Origin of the sequence: Alteromonas sp. BZK5, from assembly GCF_014349115.1 — a bacterium.
GTDB lineage: Bacteria > Pseudomonadota > Gammaproteobacteria > Enterobacterales > Alteromonadaceae > Alteromonas > Alteromonas macleodii.
Window position 1 is genome coordinate 1 of record NZ_JACSOE010000017.1, and the last position, 16,754, is coordinate 16,754.

The 16,754-nt window shown below is 42.7% G+C and carries 16 protein-coding genes; 6 read left to right on the forward strand and 10 right to left on the reverse strand.

Annotation, left to right across the window (positions count from 1 at the left end; all coding sequences use genetic code 11):
• The 3 genes from BIZ39_RS06925 to galU all read left to right on the forward strand — a co-directional run.
• On the forward strand, window positions 1-727 hold a 727-nt coding region (locus BIZ39_RS06925), incomplete at its 5' end, for a glycosyltransferase (RefSeq protein WP_187446664.1).
• Entirely contained in the window at window positions 724-1,620 is an 897-nt protein-coding gene (locus tag BIZ39_RS06930; protein WP_187446665.1) for a glycosyltransferase family 2 protein, read from the forward strand. The genes BIZ39_RS06925 and BIZ39_RS06930, both read left to right, overlap by 4 nt.
• A gap of 261 nt (window positions 1,621-1,881) precedes the next feature.
• Window positions 1,882-2,775, forward strand: coding sequence for a UTP--glucose-1-phosphate uridylyltransferase GalU (gene galU, locus BIZ39_RS06935; protein ID WP_014975843.1), 894 nt, complete (start codon window positions 1,882-1,884; stop codon window positions 2,773-2,775).
• A gap of 145 nt (window positions 2,776-2,920) precedes the next feature.
• Here the strand turns inward: galU and BIZ39_RS06940 are convergent, their stop codons facing one another.
• The 7 genes from BIZ39_RS06940 to queF all read right to left on the reverse strand — a co-directional run bounded on the left by BIZ39_RS06940 (window position 2,921) and on the right by queF (window position 10,866).
• Window positions 2,921-3,235, reverse strand: coding sequence for a ComEA family DNA-binding protein (locus tag BIZ39_RS06940; RefSeq protein WP_061484972.1), 315 nt, complete (start codon window positions 3,233-3,235; stop codon window positions 2,921-2,923).
• A gap of 331 nt (window positions 3,236-3,566) precedes the next feature.
• A complete protein-coding gene (locus BIZ39_RS06945; protein WP_014948534.1) occupies window positions 3,567-4,574 on the reverse strand; it encodes an isocitrate dehydrogenase in 1,008 nt (335 codons plus the stop codon).
• Window positions 4,575-4,804: 230 nt separating this feature from the next.
• Window positions 4,805-6,415: a hypothetical protein gene (locus tag BIZ39_RS06950; RefSeq protein WP_049585971.1), complete on the reverse strand. Its 1,611-nt coding sequence runs from the start codon at window positions 6,413-6,415 to the stop codon at window positions 4,805-4,807.
• Between the two features lie 11 nt (window positions 6,416-6,426).
• On the reverse strand, window positions 6,427-6,801 hold the full coding sequence (locus BIZ39_RS06955) for a DUF3192 domain-containing protein (RefSeq protein WP_014948536.1): 375 nt from the start codon (window positions 6,799-6,801) through the stop codon (window positions 6,427-6,429).
• 199 nt (window positions 6,802-7,000) lie between these two features.
• Window positions 7,001-8,365: a nucleotide 5'-monophosphate nucleosidase PpnN gene (gene ppnN / locus BIZ39_RS06960; RefSeq protein ID WP_187446666.1), complete on the reverse strand. Its 1,365-nt coding sequence runs from the start codon at window positions 8,363-8,365 to the stop codon at window positions 7,001-7,003.
• 10 nt (window positions 8,366-8,375) lie between these two features.
• Window positions 8,376-9,932 carry a GGDEF domain-containing protein gene (locus BIZ39_RS06965; RefSeq protein ID WP_168462598.1) on the reverse strand — a complete coding sequence of 519 codons (1,557 nt, stop codon included), beginning with the start codon at window positions 9,930-9,932 and terminating at the stop codon, window positions 8,376-8,378.
• A gap of 73 nt (window positions 9,933-10,005) precedes the next feature.
• Complete coding sequence (queF, locus tag BIZ39_RS06970) at window positions 10,006-10,866, reverse strand: NADPH-dependent 7-cyano-7-deazaguanine reductase QueF (RefSeq protein ID WP_049585974.1); 861 nt, start codon at window positions 10,864-10,866, stop codon at window positions 10,006-10,008.
• Window positions 10,867-11,012: 146 nt separating this feature from the next.
• On the opposite strand from queF, the gene syd reads away from it, so the two are divergent.
• A complete protein-coding gene (syd, locus tag BIZ39_RS06975; RefSeq protein ID WP_156086041.1) occupies window positions 11,013-11,555 on the forward strand; it encodes a SecY-interacting protein in 543 nt (180 codons plus the stop codon).
• A gap of 60 nt (window positions 11,556-11,615) precedes the next feature.
• On the opposite strand, the gene BIZ39_RS06980 is transcribed toward syd, so the two are convergent.
• Window positions 11,616-11,927, reverse strand: a complete 312-nt coding sequence (locus tag BIZ39_RS06980; protein WP_049585976.1) for a hypothetical protein — start codon at window positions 11,925-11,927, stop codon at window positions 11,616-11,618.
• A gap of 301 nt (window positions 11,928-12,228) precedes the next feature.
• Here BIZ39_RS06980 and BIZ39_RS06985 point away from each other — a divergent pair, with 301 nt between their 5' ends.
• Window positions 12,229-12,594 carry a DUF3192 domain-containing protein gene (locus BIZ39_RS06985; RefSeq protein WP_014997556.1) on the forward strand — a complete coding sequence of 122 codons (366 nt, stop codon included), beginning with the start codon at window positions 12,229-12,231 and terminating at the stop codon, window positions 12,592-12,594.
• A gap of 221 nt (window positions 12,595-12,815) precedes the next feature.
• Complete coding sequence (locus BIZ39_RS06990) at window positions 12,816-13,469, forward strand: GNAT family N-acetyltransferase (RefSeq protein WP_044556927.1); 654 nt, start codon at window positions 12,816-12,818, stop codon at window positions 13,467-13,469.
• Between the two features lie 86 nt (window positions 13,470-13,555).
• Here BIZ39_RS06990 and glgC read toward each other — a convergent pair whose 3' ends face one another.
• Window positions 13,556-14,929, reverse strand: coding sequence for a glucose-1-phosphate adenylyltransferase (glgC, locus tag BIZ39_RS06995; protein ID WP_168462595.1), 1,374 nt, complete (start codon window positions 14,927-14,929; stop codon window positions 13,556-13,558).
• Between the two features lie 40 nt (window positions 14,930-14,969).
• On the reverse strand, window positions 14,970-15,467 hold the full coding sequence (locus BIZ39_RS07000; RefSeq protein WP_187446667.1) for an Hsp20/alpha crystallin family protein: 498 nt from the start codon (window positions 15,465-15,467) through the stop codon (window positions 14,970-14,972).
• Window positions 15,468-16,754 lie beyond the last annotated feature (1,287 nt).

The following is a 16,754-nucleotide window of genomic DNA, read 5'->3' on the forward strand; positions in this document are numbered from 1 at the left end:
CGCCGACGGACCTGTACCTCAACAAATAACTCGCCTACTAGAGGATGTAGCAAGTAAAGACGACAGGGTAATAATAGCGTCGAATAGTCACAATGTGGGGCTAGCAAGTAGCATGAACTCAGTTGCTGACTTCGGTATGCAGTTTAACCCATCGTTTTTCATAAGAATGGATGCGGATGATATTTCTGAAGAAAACCGCCTTTTACGTCAAATCACCTACCTTAAAAAGCACAGCAATATTTCTGTATTAGGATCAGCGCTAACAGAAGTCAACGAAAGTGGTGTTAAAGTTGGCGCGCGAGTAATGCCCGCTTCGCACAGGCAGATCGTTCGTATCTTGCCGAGACGATGCTCGCTTAACCATCCAACAGTAGTTATTCGTTACAATGTATTTAATGATGGGCATCGTTACGACAGTGACTTGTTAAACACACAAGACTATTTTTTCTGGATAACCTTAGCGTCTAAGGGGTATATCTTTAGGAACTTAAAAGATCGACTTTTGAAGTTCAGACGAGTTAATAACTTTTATAAACGTCGAGGCTTAAGTAAGTCGCTCAACGAGTTCAGAGCACGTTTATATGCCATACGTAAATTAAAGCAACTTTCACCCTATAACTTTTTTTACGCTTGTGGTGTCTTAGCATTGAGGTTAATGCCTGGAAAAGTGGTTAAACTTGCCTATAAACTTGATAGACATTTACTGGAAAGGTTTGGTAAACATTGAGCGTCGGCGTTGTTGTTATACTATTTAATCCTGATGTTGAGCACGTGCGTAGTCTCATCGATGCGTTTTGTGCCCCTGACTGGAACGTCATCTTAGTTGATAATTCTCCAAGTCCTCAGCAGGCTCTTTTAACAACTGATGTTACTTATCTTCATTACCCCTCAAATATTGGTATCGCCCACGCTCAGAATGTCGGCTTGAAAGTACTCTTTAATGAGGGAAGCGACTACGCCTTTTTGCTTGATCAAGATAGCTTCTTCTCTCCCGATATTGCTGTTGAGTTAGTGAGGCAATTCCATGACCTTGAGCAACGTTCCCCAATTGCAGCCATAGGCCCTTCGATCTATTGCCAATTTTCAGAGTGTGTCGATCAGGGTGTTCTGCAAAAAGGGAAGCAGGTTTCCGAAAAGTTAAAAACAGTAAAGCAAATCATTGCCTCAGGCATGTTAATTTCCAAACGTGCTTTTGAACGCGTGGGTGAAAAAGAAAATGAGCTCTTTATCGATGGCGTTGATCACGAATGGTGCTGGCGTGCTCGAGCCAAGGGCATGGTTATCTATCAGTCGCTCAGTGCATGTATGCCTCATCGACAAGGCGATGATAGAGTGAAAGTTTGCGGTGTGACATTCAAGCAGGGCGCACCGATAAGGCTCTACTATCAGTTTCGTAACGTACTCATTTTAGCGCGCCGCCATTACGTTCCTCTTTATTGGAAACTTCGTCATGTTTGTGCAATACCTCTGAGGTATCTTGTAAACAGATATTGCTTTGAGCAAGGAAAAACGCGAGGCGCTTTCATGTGGGCAGGACTCAAAGATGGATTAAAACGCAAAACCGGCCCCATAGAGCATGCACTAATTCCAAAAAGTAGTGTGAAAAAAAGCGACACTTGATGTGTAGGAAAGGAAGGACAAATCATAAACGCTTTCACTATTATGGTGCATTAGATATTATTTATCCCTAATTTTGTGCTTTTATCGGTGGTTTTGAGCTGTTTTGCTCATTTTCAATACACAGACGCTCTAAAAAGGTAATTGGAACATCGATTGCATTAGTCTTGCGAACAACAGTGAATATATCTCAGCTTAAGGAATAACAAACGGCTGAAAGTCGTCTTAGGCGTGTATTTAGGATTTTAAAAAAGGATATTAACTATGAGTCAGGTTAAAAAAGCGGTAATCCCTGTAGCGGGCCTTGGGACGAGAATGCTCCCAGCAACGAAAGCTATTCCAAAAGAGATGTTGCCAGTGGTTGATAAGCCATTGATCCAATACGTGGTAAGCGAATGTGTTGCTGCAGGACTAAAAGAAATTATCCTAGTAACGCACGCGAGTAAAAACAGTATTGAAAACCACTTTGATACCTCTTTTGAGCTAGAAGCCACACTAGAAAAGCGTGTAAAACGCCAACTGTTAGAAGAAGTTCAGTCAATCTGTCCAAAAGATGTAACTATCATGCATATTCGCCAAGGCGTTGCGAATGGACTTGGTCACGCAGTACTTTGCGCTCGACCTCTGATTGGCGATGCGCCATTTGCGGTAGTACTACCTGACGTCATTATTGATGATGCAGCAAGTAATCCTAAAAAGGATAACCTTGCAGACATGGTTGCCAAATTTAACACCAGCCGAGTAAGCCAGGTCATGGTTGAGCAGGTTCCAGACGAAGATATCTCTAAATTTGGTATCGCAGACCTAGACGGCGCGGCAATTGCGCCAGGTGAGTCAGCGAAGATTCACAAAATGGTTGAGAAGCCGCCTCGCGACGAAGCACCTTCTGACCTTGCCGTTGTAGGCCGATACGTTCTGTCAGAAAAAATCTGGGATCTGTTAGAGTTCACGCCTCCAGGAGCCGGTGGTGAAGTTCAGCTTACTGATGCTATTGATGCATTGATGAAACTTGAACAAGTTGATGCTTACTACATGAAAGGTAAGAGTCACGATTGCGGTAGTAAGTTGGGTTACATGAAAGCTAACGTTGAATATGCGTTACGTCACCCATCGTTAGGCGACGAATTTAAAGAATACTTAGCTTCTGTTGTTAAATAGTCTTACTAGGGCTTGTTGATCTTTAGTGTAGATGAAAGAACAGCAGGCCTAAGGCAATTAAATAGCTTTAAACGATTAAAAATGCGCCCTTGCGGCGCATTTTTTGTGTGTGGAGCCAGCGTACCGCCTTTTCGCTTTAGTCCTTCTATCTTACCTGTACATAGCCTTCAATTTTATTAAGCATCTTTTCACCGATACCTTTCACTTGAGTTAATTGTGCGACCTCAAGAAACGGGCCTACTTCTTCACGATATTTAATAATAGCTTTCGCTTTAGATTGTCCAACGCCGGGTAGGGTAATTAATTGCTCTACGGTCGCCGAGTTTAAATCGATACGTTGTTGTTGGCTTGTACCTTCATTAGCTTGTGCATTTCCACTATCCGCTGGTTGAGCGTGAACCGCTGGCGTTTGAATGGCTAGTGCAGATAGTACGAGTAAACCTGAGATTAATTTTTTCATCATCTTTCCTTGTATGTTGCTAAGCGCGCCATAAAGCGTTATCGGCGCAATATTTAAGTAAATGGGTTTAAGTCATGTACCAAAGCGCGCTGACTTTTGTAACCTAGATGCAAGCGGAGCAGGCCTCTTCAAAAATTTCCTGTCTTCTGTTGTGACCAAGTTACAAAGCTCAGCACACTTCAACGTGTACAAAGGAAATAATAAAGGTGAACGAGAAAAGCGGTAGTCCAGTTTTAGTACAGTTTAAAGCAGGGGAGTGATTAATAGAGGCATAAAAAAAACGGGCTATTAAGCCCGTTTTGAAATAATTTAAAGGTGTAAGCTAAAATGCTTATAGGCGGTCAAGAAGCGCCTGAGTGAACTCGGTTGTACCTGCTTCACCACCAAGGTCACGTGTTGTGCGATCGCCAGATTCGATCACGTCTTTCAGTGCTGCGCGAATTTTCTCTGCTTTATCGCCCATGTTTAGGTACTCAAGCATTTGCGCTGCTGCCAAGATTACTGACGTCGGGTTAGCTAGGTTCTTACCAGCAATGTCTGGTGCAGAACCGTGAACGGCTTCGAAGATTGCACAATCTTCACCGATGTTTGCACCTGGTGCCATACCAAGACCACCGACAAGACCAGCACATAGGTCAGATAGAATGTCACCGAAAAGGTTAGTCGTAACGATAACGTCAAACTGATGCGGGTTCATCACAAGCTGCATACAGCAGTTATCAACGATCATTTCAGCTGACTCGATGTCAGGATAACGCTCACCAACTTCACGGGCTACTTTAAGGAAAAGACCTGATGTTGACTTAAGGATGTTAGCTTTGTGAACAGCTGTTACTTTCTTACGACCTTCACGGCGCGCTAATTCATAAGCAAAAACAACGATTTTTTCAGCGCCGTCACGAGTGATCTTACTCATTGCTTCAGCTTCGTTACCGTCTTCTGATACAACTTGGCCAAGACCAGAGTACATACCTTGCGTGTTTTCACGAACGGTAATGATATCGATGTCTTCGTAACGTGCTTTTGTGCCTTTGAATGACATCACAGGACGAAGGTTTGCGTACAGTTTGAACTGCTTGCGAAGACTAACGTTGATTGAAGTAAAACCTTCACCAACGGGGGTCGTTAAAGGACCTTTAAGCGCAACTTTGTTTTTTGCGATTAGGTCTAAAGTTTCTTGAGGTAGAAGCTCGCCATGTTCTTCCAGTGCGACTAGGCCAGCATCGGCATAGTCATAGGCAAAGTCACAGCCAACCTTATCTAAAATTTTTGTGGTTGCATCGATAATGTCCGGGCCAATGCCGTCACCGCGAATGACTGTAATACGTTGCTGAGTCATGTGGAGGGATCCTCTGGTAATTCTGTTGTCAAAATCGTTAGGTTTATTCAATTTGTAGCTTGGCGTTTATGAGCCAATTTCTGCCTGCTTACTTATTATAATGGAAAATGTAGGGAAAAAGGGTTAAGCACTGCAAAAGTTGCCGTATTTTATACGATACCTGGCGCAAGTTATAGCCATTCGTAAAGATTAATTAAATAGCCGAGTACGATGTATTGGAGTAAATGGCGTTACTGCGCAAGCGGACAGAACAAAAGTGACCCATTAGCGTCTAGTGCGTTTACCACATCATCTCGTCGAATACCTAGGATATTTAAAAGTGTTTTGATATTGATATCCTGAAGTAATGGATAAATATCCTGATTAAATAAGCATGCTTTGGCGAGAGCGAAGCTCAACACCAGAATTGCTTGTTCCTTTTGAAGTGATTTAGGAACGTCCGTACTTACTTTACTGCATTGGTGTATAACGGCACGCCACGTCGAGCTTTGATGCCAACTTCCAGCAAGTTCAGAAGCGATTGCTAGCCAAGGCGTGTCAGATTTGACCTTGAATGCGCTATTAATGGACACAGCTTTGCTGAGGTCGACGGGTAATGCTCGTGACACTTTAAACCCTGGTAGCGTGAACAAGGGAGTACAAACAAAGGTCATAGTCAATGCGGCAGATTGCGGCGAAAACTTCGAATCGGCGAGTTGTGCGAAATAGCTTGCAAATGAACAAGCCAATAAAGTTAATTGCTTGCACATGCCCATCAGTGGAAATTGGTTTTGCGTTAGCCGTTCTAACAGAGCAAATTGAATAAGCATGTCACCCACACGTTCAATGCCGTAGGTCAAAACCGCCTGTTTAATGCTTTTAACCGGAAGCTGAAGACGGTTGTCCTGACTCGCAGTGTGCATCAAAAAGTGATTAAACGTGGGCACGCTTTCAATTTTTTCGCAAAGTTGTTCAATATCTACATCGCGCTTTTGCAGCTCATCGATAATAGTTATAAGAGCTTTAGGGGGATGCTGAATTGCGAATGTAGAAGGTAAAAATGGTGTGCCGCCATGATTTACTCTCGCAGTGGCGGTATCAGTGTAAAGAGCAACAAAGTGCTCAAACGGCATTGATAGTGAAATGGGAGAGCGTATTGACGATAGAGGCAGCCACTTTCCATCTTCATCGTCTTGACTAAGCATAAATACGTAGCCGTGATTTTGCTGAATGTCGACTAGCGCGCCCGGTACGCCGTTTGCGTAAACCTTTGCGCCAGGTAGCACACCATTAAATAGGTTGATAAGTGGTGCAATAAGGTGACGATGATGTGCTGGAAGGCGTAAAACGATCTGAGTGAAAACCTCACGATAATCTGCTTTTTTTGTTTTAGTAGCGAAAACATTTGCTAGGAGACAAAGCCTTTGAACCATATTAAGCCGAATGTCTGCAACGTAGTTAATGGGCTTGTCTGACCGAAATGCTTTTTGAAGTTTAATGATATCCAGCCAAATCGAGAGATTGTGTTTACGCAAAAAGCGAATGATATTGGCCGTTTGGTCGCTTGGTGTTCCTTTACTTGAAAGCCAGAGGGATGCGAGTAAAGACGCAAGCACATGTTGTAAATAGTGGTCGTTTAATCGGCAAAGCTTGCCAAACAGCGCCAATAATAAAAGATGTTGAGTATCTTTGGGAAGGTCATTATCGATGTGTAACGTTGCTGCAGCAAGCGCTGGATTGGCGTTTACTAAGGTCAGGATCCGTTTAGCGATTTTCAACCAATGGTTTATACGCTGCTCGACAGAAAGTTCAGTGTTACCTAACTGAACCAGGCGTTTAAGTGTGGAAATGATGTCGCTCACTCCCCATCCTTCTAACTTTTTTGGTAACTGGAGTAAGCCCCTTCACCCCATGCAATAAGTTTGTCGTTTTCAAAAAGTAACGGTGTACATTCATCTTGCGTGGTTAAGCCGTCAGCGCGCACATGTTGTGTCCTGAAAAACATAACCTGTATCGCCGTTGCTCCTTGTCGCTTAGCTTCTGTAATGTCAGGTGAGCCTAACAAAGCCAAAACCTCTTCTCTTGTACTGCCCAACTTCAACTTGGTAATTTGCACACGGTTATATTCTTCACGGTCTTTCCAATCCATATTTTCTGGCTTATCGGGATAGAACGCGATAACCATAAAAACAAACACCGCATAAAGGGCGATGCCAGCTAAAATTAGACGAATAACCTTGGTATTCATGACCGTTACTTCTCGTTTTTCTTTACTTTAATGTTAGTGTTAATCACGAGTGGGACGCATTTCCATCACGTTGAGAGAAAGCTTGATGCTTTAATGCGTAAAACAATACTCTTTAGTAGTGTAACGCAAAACGTCTGCCAAGCATAAGTAGTAAACGTAAGCAAATGCGTCTTATCACGGTTATCGGTTATTCATTACCTTATTTTTCATTCTTCACAACGTAACACGGTTCATATGCCGTCCCCGGGAGCTTCATTCGGTGCTGTTTTACAAAGGATTCTAGCAGCGTATCGACTTTTTCCATCAGTGCACTGTCACCAGTAAGTTCAAACGGACCATGTTTTTTAATTTGGGCAATACCCTCTGCTTTAACGTTTCCTGCGACAATACCCGAAAACGCTTTTCGCAAATTAGCGGCAAGGTCACTTTTGCTTTGATCCAAATGAAGCTGAAGTGCAGCCATGCTTTCATGAGTTGGAATGAAGGGTTGTTGAAAATCTTGCTCTATCTTTAACGACCAGTTGAAGCTAAAAGCGTCACCCATGGCACATCTAAACTGCTTCACTTTTTCAAGCTGCTTCTTCATAGTGCGGGCAACTTCTTCCGGGTCGTTCACAATAATTTGATATTTTGATTGCGCTTGTGAACCAAGCGTTGCACCGACAAAGGCGTCAATAGCCTCGAAATACTCTTCGCTACCAGCAGGGCCAGTCAATATAAAAGGGAAGGGCTGCTGTGCATTTCGTTCATTCATCAAGATGCCAAGCAGGTAAAGCAGTTCTTCTGCTGTACCAACACCTCCTGGGAACACGACGATACCATGGCCCAATCTAACGAACGCTTCTAGGCGTTTTTCGATATCCGGCATGATAATGAGCTCGTTTACTATGGCATTCGGTGGCTCAGCAGCAATGATATTCGGCTCTGATATACCAATGTAACGCCCGGTTTTATGGCGCTGCTTAGCATGACCAATGGTAGCGCCTTTCATTGGGCCTTTCATTGCCCCAGGGCCGCATCCGGTACAAATATTCATATCACGTAAGCCAAGTTGATAGCCTACTTCTTTAGTGTATTTATACTCAACCTGATTTATAGAGTGGCCACCCCAGCAAACAATAGTGTTTACGCCGTCGTTACCCTCAAGTGCTTTGGCATGGCGTAGCATGTCAAAAACCATATCGGTAATGTCGTTACCTTCCGCTGGAGCGGTTTGGTGAAGAAATGCATACTTATTACCCATGTAAAGCAAGTCGCGCAGTACAGCGAAAAGATGTTCGTGTACACCACGTACGAGTTGCTCATCTACGAACGCTACCTCGGGCGGATTGACGAGCTCAATTTTTACGCCTCGTTCACGACGTATGAGCTTAATTTCAAAATTCTCATAGGGGGCGAATAGCGCTTCGAAATTGTCTTCATCAACGCCGCTGTTCAATACAGCAAGGCAGCAGTTTCTGAACATAGCGAAAAGCTCGCTATTAGTGGCATCTTGAAGGCGAGAAACTTCTACTTGCGACAGTTGGCTCATCCAGCCAACAGGGTTAAGCTGCACTTTCTTCATACTTTACTTCCTATAAGTCAGTGCTTAAATCAGTGACTACGAGATTGCGGCCGTTACGTTTCGCTTTATAAAGGTATTCATCGGCGCGCTCGAAAACCGTTTCTGTAGTATCATTTTCACCGAAACAGGTTGCGCCGAAAGAAGCGGTAATTTTTACTTTTTCTTGCTTAAATTTGAACGGCATAGCAGCGAGCTTTGTTCTAACTTCATTAAGCTTTTTATCAATATCTGCCATCTGCGTGTTAGGCAGCAGCATAACGAACTCTTCTCCCCCCCATCTGGCAACAAAATCATTTTCTGACAGGCTTTGTTTCAGAAACTTGCTCACCACTTGCAGAGTTTTGTCTCCTGCAGCGTGACCAAACCTATCGTTGATCGATTTAAAATGATCAATATCAACAACGGCAACTGCCAGAGTATCCCCACTAGATTTAAAGTGAGCATACGCTGCGTCTAATTTTTCGTTATATGCTTGTCTATTAGGAAGGCGTGTTAGCGGATCGGTTCGACTCTGCATTGCTTGCTCGGCGAGTTTCTTTTTATAAACGCTGGTTTGTTGCTGAAGCGTATCTATGCGCGACTGCATTGAAGACAGCAATGCCATTAGCGCTTCTTGGCCTTGCTGATCGTTGCTTTGCTGCTCGCTTAAGGTGCTTACAAGCTTTTCAACCCGAAACTGGGTCTGCTCTTTAAGGGCTTCTAAGGAGCTGCTTTCTGATACAGCTTCTTCTATGTGGCTAATCTCACGCTTAAGCTGTTCATTGCCCGCTTGGCGTTGCTCGAATTGGGCTTGACTCCCCTGAATGGTATTGTTTACATCGTTGCTTACTTCACCTAGCGAACGGTGTAGGCTCTGAATGACTTTCCCTGTCAGGCTAGCCTCTGACATGGCGTCTTGCACAATCATCCGCAAAATTACAACGCAGCTTTTCAGTAACTGGTCTTCATCCATGCCGTCATCGAGACGTTGCTTTATGTCATTGAGCTGAGGATCATTCGGTTTTTTCTGCGCGTATGAAGTAATCAAATGATTAAGTTCAACTAATATAGAGCGGTAGTGAGGATTGTCATCTTTAAGCGAGCGAGTGGTCGAATTTTCTTGCTTGTTCGATGGCGCCTCAACCGACCCGGTTGGTTCGAGGCCTACCATTTTCTTGTTAAGTGCAATGCGGTGAAGGGCAATGGCTTTTGCGTATAGTTTATAAATACTAAATATATCGCCCACAGGCTGATTCAATTTAATCAACTCTTGTGTTGTCAGCCCTTTCAACTCACTGTCTTGAAAAACAATTTTCTGCAGCTGTTTCATCGCATCTTCTAGCGAAGATACAGTATCAACGCTGTATTTTCTCAGAGTTATTTCTTGGTGCTGTAGAGATTTATTAAGCTTTTCAATACTGACCGCCGCTAGGCTGAAATTTGGTGTGCCAGATAGATGGCCACGCAATACCTTGAGTTCAGTATCTATTTTATCGGAGAAGCCCTCGTAAAATGCTGAGAGCTTCACAATAAACTGGCAAAGAAGCGCATTATTTTGTTTTAAAGTTTGTAGTTGTTTTGCTTCCATAATCTCGTCTTAGTTCTAATTCACTGTTACCGCCGCGGCTGTGTTAGCTTTAGGGGTGTACTTCACCGTAATATTACTGACGTGCTTGACGATGATTGGCATAAGGCGCTTCATAATTCGAACGGAAGGGGTTGATGTCTAAACCGCCTCTTCGTGTATAACGAGCGCACACCGTTAACTTATCTGGCTGACAATGTTGCATTATGTCGTTGTAGATGCGCTCAACACACTGCTCATGGAACTCATTGTGTTGCCTAAAGCTAATCAGATATTTCAAAAGCCCTTCATGTTCAATAGCTTTTCCTTCATACCTAATTTGAATACTAGCCCAATCTGGCTGACTTGTGATTAAACAATTAGATTTAAGTAAGTGGGAAATAAGCGTCTCTTTTACTTCTGCACCACTCTTAGCCAGAGCTAAAAACTGGGTGTTGGGGGAGTATTGTTCGATTTCTACATCAAGACTATCTAACAATGTCCCTTCAAATTCTTTAAATTGCAAAGAGGTAAACTGCTCGGGAAGAATTAGCTTTACCTCAACAGTCTCGCCTGCACATGCTGATAAATCAGCCTGTAGCACCTGTCGTACGTCCTCTGCCGAGGCAAACTTTGTCTGATTGAAGCTATTTAAATAGAGCTTAAATGATTTTGATTCAATTAAGTTTTCTGAGGTGATAGGGACATGGCATTCTAAAATAGCAACATTGGGCTTACCTTTTAAATTAAGCCAAGAAAGTTCGTATCCAGTCCAGGTATCTATACCGTCGAAAGGTAGACTAGAGTTAGCGAGATCCAATGTGTCGCGGCTTAAACTGCGCGGGACGCCTTGCAACAAGCCGGGGTTATATTCAAATTCGTAGTCAACCTGTTTACCCAAAGAGAGGTCATCAGGTGCAGTGATAGTAATTTTTTGAGGTGAATTGTCAGTCGACATGTGAACCTTTTATCCATCTACGTGGGGTTTGAATAAGAGAACCGCAGTGGCGAACTAATGTCGTGCAGTATAGTCGAAACAACCCCAGTATTGACTTAACTGTTTAGTTGTATAGTGTACCCCAAAAATACGCAGGTAACGTCATAATGGCTCTAACAATTTCCGCACAATTAGATAAATTTGTATCATCTTATGTCGAACACACCAAGGGAGAAGGGTTAAAGATCGTATATGATAGCGAGTGGCCCTCGCCGTGCTATGAAAAGACGGCGCAAGATGGGGAGTTTGTTAGATGGACACCAACACTGCAGTCGCCCCCGCAGTCTTTCAATAACGTTGAAGAGGCGCTATCGCTAAAGCTAAATCCAGAATACTGTGAATACTTCACTCGTTACTACAGCGATAATTTAAGGGCTGCCGCCCCTCAAGGTCGCTGCGAGCTTCTACAAGTTTTCAATAGCGAAGACTTTGAGCGACTACAACAGAACTTGATTGGCCATTTGCTAATGAAGCAGAGGCTGGGGCAAGCGCCAACGTTGTTCTTTGGGTTGACTGATGAAGAAGATTTTATCTTAACGGTTGTCAATGAAAGCGGTGAAGTTGCACTCGAGCAGGTAGGTAAAGAGCCTTCTCAAATTCTTGCTCCGTCTCTTGCGGCATTTTTGGAGCAACTTACGCCCACTATGTAAGCTGTTTATTTAATTACATTGTCTGGCAGGTATAAAGTAGCCTGCCGGCAAAAGTCATTACTACTTTGCGCTAATTACCTCATTTAGCACACGTTTTAGTTCTGCCACTTCTTTTTCTAACGTCTCTACTCGTGCTTGCAGACTACTAACTTGCCCCGCGCTATTAGTTGAATTTTGTTGCGAGTCTTCTTTTTCGCTTGGCACATCTAATTTAGGTTTATGCGCGTTAAATCGCTTAATTGCCTCAATGGCTTCGGTTACCGATACTTTAAAAGGAGCCCTAGCACGTAAAATCCCCACCGACGGTGTTTTACCTTCTTTATGCATTTGAAGGCATAAAATATGGAGCTGCTGTAAATTAGAATTACTCATAATTCGAAAATGATTCAATGTCGTCAAAGTTAGCAGTGTAGCTTGTGTGTATAGTCAATTTCACTAATAAGTTACTTATCTCACTACTTTTTTTTAAGAGTTCAATACTGGTGAAACTATAATTTATATAAATATCAGTATCTTATATTTTGGCCTTATTCTTGTTTATTCAGTCCTAAATTACGTTATCACTTGTGCATACAATGGTTACTTTTCTCGCGTATTTATGTCTATTCAGTGTCGGTTCACAAAGTAGACGTAGTATCAAATAAAAACAACACACATAATTTAAGGAATACACATGAAAACGGTTCTTCTTTCTTTAGCTTTAGCATCTTCAGTTTTACTTTCAGGCTGTGTGGTATCTGTAGGTGGAGGGTCAGATAGTCACTATGGTGCCGATTGGGAAGATAGAGAGTTTAATAATCGCAAACACATTGCGAATCTTGAGACAGGGACAAGCTACGAAACTGTGCTGAGAAAAATGGGTGTTGCTGACTTTAACGAATTGTTCGAAAAGCAAGACGGCACTTATCGCGTACTTTACTACCGTACTCAAAAAACAATGGGCGACGGTATAACTACAAAAGACGAGTGCACCCCATTAGTTTTCAGAAACGGCAATTTGGTAGGTTGGGGTGACAGCGCCTATAGCTTGATGCACTAAACACGCTTCAATTTTAGTGACTAAATATAAAAGCAGAATTTATCTTTACTTTTAAATGTTAATAAAAAGTTAACATGTGAGGGGTTTTCGAGTAGGCTAAAGTTTGAACAGCTTGTGAGGTGGTTGGCGCAATGTTAAATGCGGCCGCATTTTTATCCACCTTGCCCATCTTATTTGAATGGGCATTTGCAACTAACAACTTTGCGTACAAGGAGCCCCTGATGAATACCGATGCGATTAATAACGCAATAGCCCCCTTGCAAGATACGGTTAAAGCTATCTACTTATCTGTTGATGACCTGAAAGTTGCTGCCTCCATTCTTTACAATGCATACGTAGACGACCCCCTTTTCATCGACATTTTTCAAGCAGAGAAAGAAGGCTATGAAAGCCGCCTTCGTTCTGCGATTCGCGAAGAACTCAACGCATTCTGGGTTGCAGAACAACCCATGATAGGTCTGTTTGATGACGACAGGCTTATCGCTGTGGCGTGTTTAACCGCACCCGATGCGGCATTTGGTTCAGGACGTTACTGGCATTGGAGATTGCGAATGCTTTTGACGGCCGGATTATTTGGTACTAAGCAAATGTTAGAAAAAGAAGAAAAAGTACGCGCCTTAGTACCCGCCGACAATTTCCATATGTTGAGCTTTATCGCAGTACATCCTGATTATCAGCACCATGGTCTTGGACATATTTTATTAGGTGCAATTGACAGCGTTGTAGAAGAAGACGCCAAAAGCGAAGGCATCGCGGTTTTTGTCACCGTGCCTTCCCATCGTCACTTCTTTAACGACGACAATTATCAAATCGTTAGTCAACTTCATTTGTCACATATAGACGGCGATATAATGTTTAGGAAAAAACAAAACTAGTATATTGCCAGGACACCTATACTGAGGTTCTAAAATGGGTTCTAATTTAATGCGTTCAGAATTGAACGCATTAAACAAAACACTGTTTACCTTTCGGACAGTACGTAATCGCGGAACTCGTGACTTTTCGGAGTTACAATTCTCGCCGGTAAAGGGCCGGTATAACTCGATTTCATAAATCTTTGTATATTATCGATATCCGCTAACGAGCCGTTGATTCGATCGATAACTTTTTGAGTGACTAAAATGACACCTTCTCGGGTAACTGTGAAGCCTTGTTGTTTTGCTATAGCGGTATCAGCAATTACGAAGTTAGGCGGGATGTTTACCCCTTTATCAACAATTACATTAGCTAACCTGGCTTCACTGCCTACATTTACCTCGGGTAGCAACACGCTTTTATCTATTATTGACCCTGTGCCAATACTAACATTTGATGACAAAACTGACTGACTCACAGAGCAACTGTTTAACTTACAGCCTGAACCCACTAATACTTGTTTAAGTTCACAGCAGGTCGAGTGGCTACCATTAGTAATTTCGGTGGGCGCCCGTGAAAAAGAGCTTCCCCAAATAGGCCACGTGGGATCGGATAGGTTTAATAAACTTGAGTTATTCAGCAAGTCCATATGAGCTTGCCAATAGCTGTCCAAGGTGCCCACATCTCGCCAATAGGGAATTTGCGCACCATTGGGGCTACGAAAGCGATGAGCGAAAACTCGATGCTGAGCAATAATTGAAGGGATGACGTCTTTGCCGAAATCATGCTCAGAGTTAAGCGAGCCAGCATCTTCGGTGAGTAATTTGAACAATACATCAGCGTTAACTACATAATTACCCATGGAAGCCAAACAATAGTCAGGAGCATCGACCAGTGCATGGGGAACGCGGGGCTTCTCATCAAATGCGGTAATTTGACTATTGCAATCAACCTTTAACACCCCCAACTGATTCGCGGCTAACTCAGTAGGCACTTCGATGCATGACACTGTCATTTCAGCATTACTCTTCACATGGGTAGTTAAGAGTTTACGGTAGTCCATGTTATAGACATGATCTCCTGAAAGAATCAAAACGTATTTCGGAACCACCGACTTAATATAACCCATGTTCTGATAGCACGCGTCTGCCGTTCCCTGATACCAGCTTTCAGACCGTTGTTGTGATGCCGCTAAAATATCCAATCGACCGCCAAAGCTGTTGTTCAACGGGCTCCAATGCTGCATCAAATGGCGAATTAAACACTGTGACTTATACTGAGTCAGCACGGCAATTTGCTTTAGACCTGAATTAACACAGTTCGATAATGGAAAATCTATAATACGACAGTGGCTCCCAAACTCTAGTACAGGCTTAGCGCGCATTTTGGTTAATTCTTTCAACCTTGAGCCCTGGCCACCGGCCAAGACTAAAACTAAGGTATCTTTCATTATCTGGTAAATATCTGTTTCAGCATTCATATCAGGCTCCGAATTCAGCCGTCCCTGGCGCTATTTGTATCTAGTCTGTTATCTCAATCTTACGCTGTAATTCCTGTGCTTTAGCCGATTTAGGAAGAAGTATCTTGAGTACTTCTTTCTTAAAATTTGCGTTAATAGCATCTTGCTCTACGCTCACAGGTAACCTGAAACTACGCTGAAAACTGCCGTAACTACGTTCCATCACGTGTATGTTGTCTTCTTTATCTTCATCGCTTTCATACTTCTTCTCCCCGCTTATAGTGAGAATGTCGTCTGACAGCGATAGTTTTATGTCCTTACTCTCTAACCCCGGTAATTCCGCAGTCAATTCATAGCTTTTTTTACGCTCAACAATATCGACCTTGGGCGTAACGAAATCTAGTTTGGTGTCTATAAGACCGGAGGACTCTTTTGAAAAGGGAAAATGACTAGAAAAATCTTGAAAGAAGTTATCAAGGGCCTTTTGTCCAAAGAAGCTAGACAAGAAGCTGTTTGATTTACTGTCACTGGAACGATTAGTTATGGGTAAATTACTCATAATAAGTCTCCTATCGCAATAATAAGTAGATTATGGTGAGCCGAACTACCTAAGCTTTGACTTATCAGCTGCTAATAGTTAACAAGATTTAATCGCTAATGATATTGATCCCAGTCAATATAAGAATAGTTTATTTTTTTAATCGATAGTGGAAAAGGTATTGCAAATTTTCACCGCGCTTTAGACAAGCGTAAACGGAGCACGATTAGATATTCGCTCTTATATGCTTATAACTAATATGTCGTCTGCATTGCTATGCCATTGAGGAAAAGTACCGTCCATTAAACTTGTAGTCACAAGCTTAGCTTTCAAAGTAACTCAAGATGTAGGTAAACTTTGTTAACGCTTTCTTGGTTGTCCTCTCGTTTCCTAGCATATTTACAAAAATGCATTTTTGCCTCATTCGCTTGTAAGACATTTCCTACAAACTCTGTGAGTGATCTTACCTAAATTCTGAAAGAAAAAATTATACTAAAGTATAAAGTCTTTGATTCTATTGCATATTTTTAAAAGTAGTCGAAAGTCGTACAAAAAACTTTCTTAAATCCCTGTAATTCAATATGGCGGTAATAATTGGAAGGGATACTATGAACATGTCACAAGGAAACACGACGAGTCACGGATTGAGTAAGGAATCATCAACGGAATAAGTTAGGACAACTTAAGGATGAGACTCTCACAAGGCAGTGAGTAAAGGGAAGAGAAAGCAGATAGGATGCTGCATTAAACGGACGTTGAAAACGGATTTGATAGGGAATAAAGGAATTCAAGGACGAGAAACGTGATAGGACATCACAAACAGGACGTTGCAGGGATAAAGGGACTAAAGCTAGCAAGGAGCTAGAGGCAAGGAGCCAACGGCAGGAGAGCCATCAAGGAATTTCTAGTTTGCATGGACGAGCAAACCAAGGATGAAAGAAGGACATGCTAAAGGATTAGCAAAGCTGTAGCAGGATGTGCAGCGAAAAATGGAACGAAGGAAGGGATCGTCAGCGGAGCCTGACAAGGACAGCCTCAGGATGAGGAACACTGCATGTAGGATGTGCAGTAATTTAGGAAAAAAGGAAAGGGACCTACGCATGGAAGTGTAGCTCGCACAGGAAGGCGCGAGAGTAGATGGAAAGGGGCGTATACGGATTTTAATCGGGAAGATTTTAGTCGCAAAGGATCGCGGAGAAGGATACTCAAAATTCCAGGAAAAAGGGGAGCCGCTAGGTTCCCCTTTTTTTGCGTTGTTTATTACCAATCCGTATGCACTTGTTATGTAAAACCTGATCTGAATGGTGA